The organism is Pinisolibacter sp. DMC100, from assembly GCF_056313705.1.
Map to the genome: position 1 here is coordinate 1,914,213 of NZ_JBQUZT010000001.1, position 6,550 is coordinate 1,920,762.

The 6,550-nt window shown below is 68.3% G+C and carries 7 protein-coding genes; 3 read left to right on the top strand and 4 right to left on the bottom strand.

What is annotated here, in order from left to right; genetic code table 11:
- The first annotated feature begins 121 nt into the window (after positions 1-121).
- From ACT541_RS08860 to ACT541_RS08870, 3 genes are all read left to right on the top strand, one after another.
- Complete coding sequence (locus ACT541_RS08860; protein ID WP_476135979.1) at positions 122-355, top strand: hypothetical protein; 234 nt, start codon at positions 122-124, stop codon at positions 353-355.
- Positions 356-446: 91 nt separating this feature from the next.
- A complete protein-coding gene (locus ACT541_RS08865; RefSeq protein ID WP_476135981.1) occupies positions 447-1,052 on the top strand; it encodes an NADPH-dependent FMN reductase in 606 nt (201 codons plus the stop codon).
- Positions 1,053-1,259: 207 nt separating this feature from the next.
- Positions 1,260-1,484, top strand: a complete 225-nt coding sequence (locus ACT541_RS08870) for a hypothetical protein (RefSeq protein ID WP_476135982.1) — start codon at positions 1,260-1,262, stop codon at positions 1,482-1,484.
- Positions 1,485-1,738: 254 nt separating this feature from the next.
- Here the strand turns inward: ACT541_RS08870 and ACT541_RS08875 are convergent, their stop codons facing one another.
- From ACT541_RS08875 to ACT541_RS08890, 4 genes are all read right to left on the bottom strand, one after another.
- Positions 1,739-2,548, bottom strand: a complete 810-nt coding sequence (locus tag ACT541_RS08875; RefSeq protein ID WP_476135984.1) for a hypothetical protein — start codon at positions 2,546-2,548, stop codon at positions 1,739-1,741.
- Between the two features lie 160 nt (positions 2,549-2,708).
- A complete protein-coding gene (gene mgtA / locus ACT541_RS08880; protein ID WP_476135986.1) occupies positions 2,709-5,285 on the bottom strand; it encodes a magnesium-translocating P-type ATPase in 2,577 nt (858 codons plus the stop codon).
- A 215-nt stretch (positions 5,286-5,500) separates the two neighbouring features.
- Positions 5,501-5,716 carry a hypothetical protein gene (locus tag ACT541_RS08885; RefSeq protein ID WP_476135988.1) on the bottom strand — a complete coding sequence of 72 codons (216 nt, stop codon included), beginning with the start codon at positions 5,714-5,716 and terminating at the stop codon, positions 5,501-5,503.
- Positions 5,717-5,760: 44 nt separating this feature from the next.
- Positions 5,761-6,550 (bottom strand): hypothetical protein (locus tag ACT541_RS08890; protein WP_476135990.1); only part of this gene is annotated, 790 nt, incomplete at its 5' end.

A 6,550-nucleotide genomic window follows, 5' to 3' on the forward strand; every position in this document is an offset into this window, starting at 1 on the left:
CGAATCTCCCCGCCACGACGCGGTGCGCCGTAGGATGCGTTTCGTACCGTCCGTCGGGACGGATGCGACACGTCCGTCCGCGCCCGTCGACCACGGGTCGCCGAACCCCGAAGGATCAGAGATGCCGACGATCGACGACCCCCGCGAGCCGCCGTGTCGCGCTCCTGTCGACGAAGACGGGCGCAGCAGCGCCGTCGTTCTGGTCTTCGCCCTGCGCGGGCGTTCGACGAGCCGGTGCTTTCCCCGGTTCTGCGACACCGGCCTCGACCGGGTCGTGATCCCGCTGTTCGAAGCGTCGCGGCCCGCCGATGGGCGGCTCAGACTGGTCGAGACGCCGCCGCTGCCGCCGCGCTGAGGCGCGCGCGCCCCCGAGATCGACGCGAATCCGGCACGCCGTCGCGCGCCGCGCATGCTTCTCCACGCCCGACCGCCGAAGGGAGCTCGCCATGATCCGCGCCTACGACGTGGCCGTCTTCGTCGGCAGCCGGCGGCGCGCCGGCCGCAGCCGACGGATCGCCGAATACATGCGCCGCCTGGCGCCGGCGACCCTGAACCTCGAGATCGTCGAGACGATCGACCTCGGGCACCACGACCGCGTCGCCGCCGGCGCCCCGCCGCCCGCGTCGTGGCGGGACTTTCGCTGCCGGGTCGATGCGGCGGATGCGGTCCTCTTCGTCTCTCCGCAGTATGACCATTCCGTCGCCGCCCCGTTGAGGACGGCCCTCGACATCGGCTCGCCGCCCCACGATCGCAACGTCTGGGCGGGCAAGCCGGCAGGGGTCGTCAGTATCTCGCTCGGCGCGATCGACGGCTTCGACGCCAATCCCTGCCTCCGCCGATCCCTCGGCACGCTCGACGTCTCGGTGATGCCGAAGATCGCGATCGGCGCCGGTCGTCCCGGCCGTTGCGCGATCGCCGCCGACCGCGTCATCGACGAACCCGGTCGTCTCTTCCTCGTCCATTGGCTGGAGACGTTCGTAGAATGGATGCGGACGGCTCAGTCGTCCCGTCCGACCGTAGTCCAGGGCGAGATTCCGAACGTTCTCGAGTAGATTCCGAGTCTGTGACGTCGATGAGGTTCGTGCTCGGATCGAGATGTTCCGACGTTGCACGGATCGCCGATCAGGATGCTTCCCGATCGATGGACGAGCGCCGGACCGACCTTTCGAACTCACCGTTCTGCCTGCACGGGGCTTCGCCCCGCGAGCCCCCGTGCGCTCTGGAGATCGGGTCGACACACCCGTTGCCCCTCGAACGAAATGGAGACGGACATGGCAACCATTCGCACGATCGACGCCTCGTTGGTGATCGAGGGTCTTCTCGCCGAAGCGATCGAGCGGGAACTCGAGGCCGAACCCGCGAAGACCGACGGTGCAGACGTCGACCGCGCGGCCGAACCGAACGACGCCCCGGCGATCGAAGGCGACGACACGGTCGGTGGCGTCGCGACGGCACGTTCGGCCGCTTCTTCCAAAGCCCGGTGACCCGTCGCGCCGGTCGGTGAACGTCACCGACCCGCCGGCTCCGGGCCTGCGCTTCCCCCCGATATCGGCCTGCGTCGCTTGCGCATGCTCGGTGGGCGCGTCGAGACAAGCACAAAACAAGAAAAAAAATGGCCAAGGCACAGCTTTGACCATGTATTTCCATGTTTACAGTATTGGCTTTGTGTAATTGCTTAAATAATTGTAAATAAATGTTGCAATATTAAAAAATGCGATTATCCAATTAAACCATGACCTCAAATGTAACAAAGCCCATACCGGGTAGTAGGGGTCATGAGGAAATGATCATGAAAGCGCCAATCGTCTACTTCTTCGGTGCCGCAACACTCGTGCTCTCCTTGACCGGCGTGCGCGCTGCATCCGCCGAAGACCTGATGGGCAACACGTGCCTGGGAAGGATCGGGTGCCGGATGGCCCAAGCGAACCTGCCCTTGAATCCGAGCGACATCACGCCGGTGAACCCCAGGCACCGGCACGAGCGTGACCACCGAGGTCACGGCGGGCATCGTGGACACGGCCACGGCAGCCACGGCGGCCACGGTGAAGGTCACGGTGGTCACGGTGGTCCCGGTGGTCCCGGTGGCCCCGGTCACGGCGGCCACGGTGAAGGCCATGGCGGTGGACACGGTCAGGGTGGGCACGGCGGTGGCCCGGGGCACGGTGGTCCCGGTGGCCCGGGGCACGGTGGTCCCGGTGGCCCCGGTCAGGGTGGCCCCGGTCAGGGCGGTCACGGTGAAGGCCACGGTGGTGGACATGGTCAGGGTGGACCGGGCGGTCATGGTGGACCGGGCGGTCATGGCGGCCCCGGTGGTCCCGGTCAGGGCGGTCACGGTGGTGGCCACGGCCAGGGCGGCCACGGCGGTGGTCCCGGTCAGGGCGGTCACGGTGGTGGCCACGGCCAGGGCGGCCACGGCGGCGGTCAGGGTCAGGGCGGCCACGGCGGCGGCCACGGCCAGGGCGGCCACGGCGGAGGTCAGGGCGGCCATGGCGGTCAGGGCGGCCACGGCGGCCACGGCGGCGGCCACGGTGGCGGCAGCCTCTGACATGTGACGAACGCGATCCGCGGCGATGTCTCATCGCCGCGGATCTTTCGCATCGTCGACGGCTCGTTCGGCTCTGCTCGGAGAAGCGTGCGGTCGCAGGGCGTCACGGCCGACGGACGTGGGACCGCGACGACGGTCTCCTCCCGCCCGGGATGCGAACCGCTCAGTCCATTCCGAAGCGGTGGAACAGCCGGCGCTTCGCGAACTCGACCACCCCCAGATAGACCACGACCAGCCCGGCGAGCGCCGCGACGACCGCGGCGGGCAGAGGCGTGAACCCCAGCCACGGCGCCAGGGGGGTCCACGGCAGGACGACGGCCGTGCCGAAGGCCGTCAGCGTCGAGGCCAACAGCAGCGGATGCGGTCGATCGCGCCAGGGATGGGCGGTGCGGATGACGAAGATGACGAGGACCTGCGTCGCCATGGATTCGACGAACCAGCCGGTGTGGAAGGTCACCTCGTCGACGCTGAACACCATCGCGAGCAGCGCGAAGGTGGCGAAGTCGAACAGCGAGCTGACCGGACCGAGCACGTACATGAAGGCGCGCACGACGCCGAGATCCCATCGCCGCGGCCGCGCGATCATCGCGTCCGAGACCCTGTCGAGCGGGATCGCGGTCTCGGAGAGATCGTAGAGCAGGTTGTTGAGCAGGATCTGGGTCGGCAACATCGGCAGGAAGGGCAGGAACAGCACGCCGCCGGCCATCGAGAACATGTTGCCGAAGTTCGACGACGTTCCCATCATCAGGTACTTGAGAATGTTGGCGAAGGTCCGCCGTCCCTCGCGCACCCCCTCGGCCAGCACGCCGAGATCCTTGCGCAGCAGGATCATCGAGGCCGCCTCCTTGGCGACGTCGACGGCGGTGTCGACCGAGAAGCCGACATCGGCACCGTGCAGCGACGGCGCGTCGTTGATGCCGTCGCCGATGTAGCCGACGACGTGCCCCTTGCGACGATAGGCTGCGATGATGCGCGACTTCTGCGCCGGCGTGACGCGGCAGAACAGCGTCGTCGCCTCCAGTCGTCCGGCGAGCGCGGCATCCGACAGGTCGGCGATCTCCGGCCCGGTCAGCACGGCCCCCATGGCGAGGTCGAGTTCGGCGACGACGTGACGGGTCACGCCCTCGTTGTCGCCGGTCACGATCTTGACCGCCACGCCGAGGCTCGCGAGTTCGGCGAGCGCCGCGGCCGCGCCCGCCTTGGGCGGGTCGAGGAAGCCGAGGAAGCCGGCGAAGACCAGCGCCGCCTCGTCGCCGACGTGGGCGTGGGCGAGATCGACCCCGACCTCCCGCCAGGCGACCGCCAGGACACGGAAACCGTCGCGGCCGAGGCCGTCGAACGTCGCCACGGCACGCTTGCGCGCATCCGCGTCGAGCGGGACGACGGTGCCGGTGGCCGTCTCGCGTCGATCGGCGAGGGCGAGCACGTCCTCCGGCGCGCCCTTGACGACGAGCAGACGACGGCCTTCGTGTTCGACGAGGACGGAGACGCGGCGGCGCTCGAAGTCGAAGGGAACCTCGTCGATCTTCTTCCAGTCGGCCGGATCGATCGTTCCGCGCGCCAGGATCGCCTCGTCGAGCGGGCTCTTCACGCCGGTCTCGTGGGCGGCGTTGATCTCGGCCCAGTGCAGCGCTCCGGGGCTGTCGACGCCGTCGATGTCGACTTCGCGAATGAGGGCGATCCGGGCGTCGGTCAGCGTTCCGGTCTTGTCGGAGCACAGCACGTCCATCGACCCGAGGTCGTGGATCGCGCCCATGCGTTTGACGATCACGCCGCGCTTCGAGAGACGCAGGGCGCCATGGGCGAGCGTCACCGAGACGACCATCGGCAGCAGTTCCGGCGTGAGGCCGACCGCCAACGCCAGCGCGAAGAGGAAACTCTCGAGCAGCGGCCGATGCATCGACAGATTGGCCAGCAGCACGAACAGAACCAGCAGCACCGTCAGCCGCAGGATCATCATCCCGAAGTCGTGGAGACCGAGGCTGAAGGCGGTCGGCGGCGCGGCGCGCAGGAGGCTCTCCGCCAGCTGGCCCATCTGCGCCCGGCGTCCGGTGGCGAAGACGATCGCGGTCGCCCGCCCCGAGACGATGGAGGATCCCATGAAGATCAGGTTGCGGGGATAGGCCGTGGCGGCGGCATCACGCCCGGCGAGATCGATCTCCTTCTCGGCCGGGAAGGCCTCGCCGGTGAGCAGCGCCTCGTCGACATAGACGTCGTGACCGTCGATCAGCCGGGCGTCGGCGGGAACGAGATTGCCGGCGCCGAGCCGGATCACGTCGCCGGGCACGAGGTCGGCGGCGGGGAGGGCGACGAAGATGCCGTCCCTGAGCGTCTCGCAGGTGAGCGAGACCTCGGCGCCGAGCGCCTCGGCGGCGTTCTCGGCGCGATGCTCCTGCACCACGTCGAGCGTCATCGACAGAGCGACGATCACCGTGACGATGACGAAACTCGCGATGTCGCCGGTGAAGGCGGAGACGCCGGCGGCGCCGAGAAGGACGAGTACGAGCGGATTGCGGAATCGCTCGGCGACGGCCCGCAGGACGTGGCGCCGCTTGGCGGTGTCGATGCGGTTGGCGCCGTGGCGGTGCAAACCGGCCGCCGCCTCGGAGGCGGTGAGGCCGCCGGGGCGACTGCGGAGCAGGGCCATGACGTCGGCGATCGGCGCGCCGGCGATCTCGGTCGGGGAGGGGGGAGCGACGTCCTGCGGTGCGGTCACGTCCGTGGCGAACCAGGTCTTCATGGATCGGCCTCCTCGCACCGGTCTGCCGGTGCGCCGCCGGGCGACGCATCGAGGAAAGACCAGTCTACGCCCGAAACCGCGGAACGGGAGCCTCTCGGTCGCGTCCGTGTTCCTGCGTTCACGGCATCCTGAGCAGTGCGGCCGCGACGACGACGAGCAGGAGCCCGAGGGGGACCACGATGGGGGGAACGAACCATTTGGACATGACGGTCACCTCAGTTGCCGAAGAGCCGATCGCGCTCGGAGGGATGGAATGCGGACAGCGAGCCTTCCGGAACGGATCGCTCGCAGGATTCCGCGGCGCCCTTGATGCGGTAGGTCCGCGGGGCGTTCTCGCTCGGCATGACTCGGATCACGGTGCAGCGCTGCGGTCGCGCCGAGGGGGCGGGGGTCCACGTGGCCTCTTGGCCGGCCAGGAATTTCGTCTTCATGTTCATGTTCCTTGGTTGATCGGATGGGTCTGCGTCGAGGCGTCTCATCGCCCCGCGCTCAGACAGGCGCGATCCGCGTCGGACCGTGCCAGGACCGCCTCGAGGACGGCATGGGCGCATTCGCGCGCGGCCGCCGCGGCGAGTTCGAGAACCGCCATCGCATAGGCTTCGACGTCGTCGGCGCGGGCGTTGAGGTCGAGCCCTCGCGCGTCCGCCTTCCAGGCCGAAACGCGGGCGTCGGCCTGCGGCCGGCCGTGATCGATCCAGGCTTCGACCCGAGCCCGCGCGTCGGCGACGCCCTGCAGGCCGTCGGAGATCAGGTCGTCCATCCGGCCCATCCGGTCGACCGTCTTCTCGCGCGCACCGTCGTTCATGGCCAGCGGGCCGGTCTGAATGTGCTCGATCGTCTTGTCGACGTCGTGGAGGCGAAGCCGAATCTCTGCGCATTGCAGGCGGAATTGGTCGTTCATGACGCGCTCCTTCGGAGGTCGTGCAGTCGAGGTCGGGATCGGATCCGAGCGAAGAGCGACCGGTGGCGGCCGATACGGGTGTCGTGCGACCCGTCGGCGGCGATGTCGGCCGTTGGTTCGAGCGACGCAGCCCGGTCGCCTCGAAGGCGTCGTGCGGGGCGGTTCGTCGTCGATCGTCCCGAGATCCTCGGTTCGAACGCACTCGTTGCTGTCGAAGGTGGAAAGCGACGAATGCGAAAATCTTGCCGGAGGGTGGATGAATTCTGTGTTCTTTTGATGTCGTCTCGAAATAAATCCGAAATCGATTGCAATATTTGCTTGAAGGGCGCAGGGTGAAAAAATCGAATGAATGCTCGAAACGATG

Excerpts from the sequence above, each read along its gene's own strand:
- ACT541_RS08860 (WP_476135979.1), top strand. The coding sequence starts at position 122 with ATGCCGACGATCGACGACCCCCGCGAGCCGCCGTGTCGCGCTCCTGTC.
- ACT541_RS08865 (WP_476135981.1), top strand. The coding sequence starts at position 447 with ATGATCCGCGCCTACGACGTGGCCGTCTTCGTCGGCAGCCGGCGGCGC.
- ACT541_RS08870 (WP_476135982.1), top strand. The coding sequence starts at position 1,260 with ATGGAGACGGACATGGCAACCATTCGCACGATCGACGCCTCGTTGGTG.
- ACT541_RS08875 (WP_476135984.1), bottom strand. The coding sequence starts at position 2,548 with ATGTCAGAGGCTGCCGCCACCGTGGCCGCCGCCGTGGCCGCCGTGGCC.
- mgtA (WP_476135986.1), bottom strand. The coding sequence starts at position 5,285 with ATGAAGACCTGGTTCGCCACGGACGTGACCGCACCGCAGGACGTCGCT.
- ACT541_RS08885 (WP_476135988.1), bottom strand. The coding sequence starts at position 5,716 with ATGAAGACGAAATTCCTGGCCGGCCAAGAGGCCACGTGGACCCCCGCC.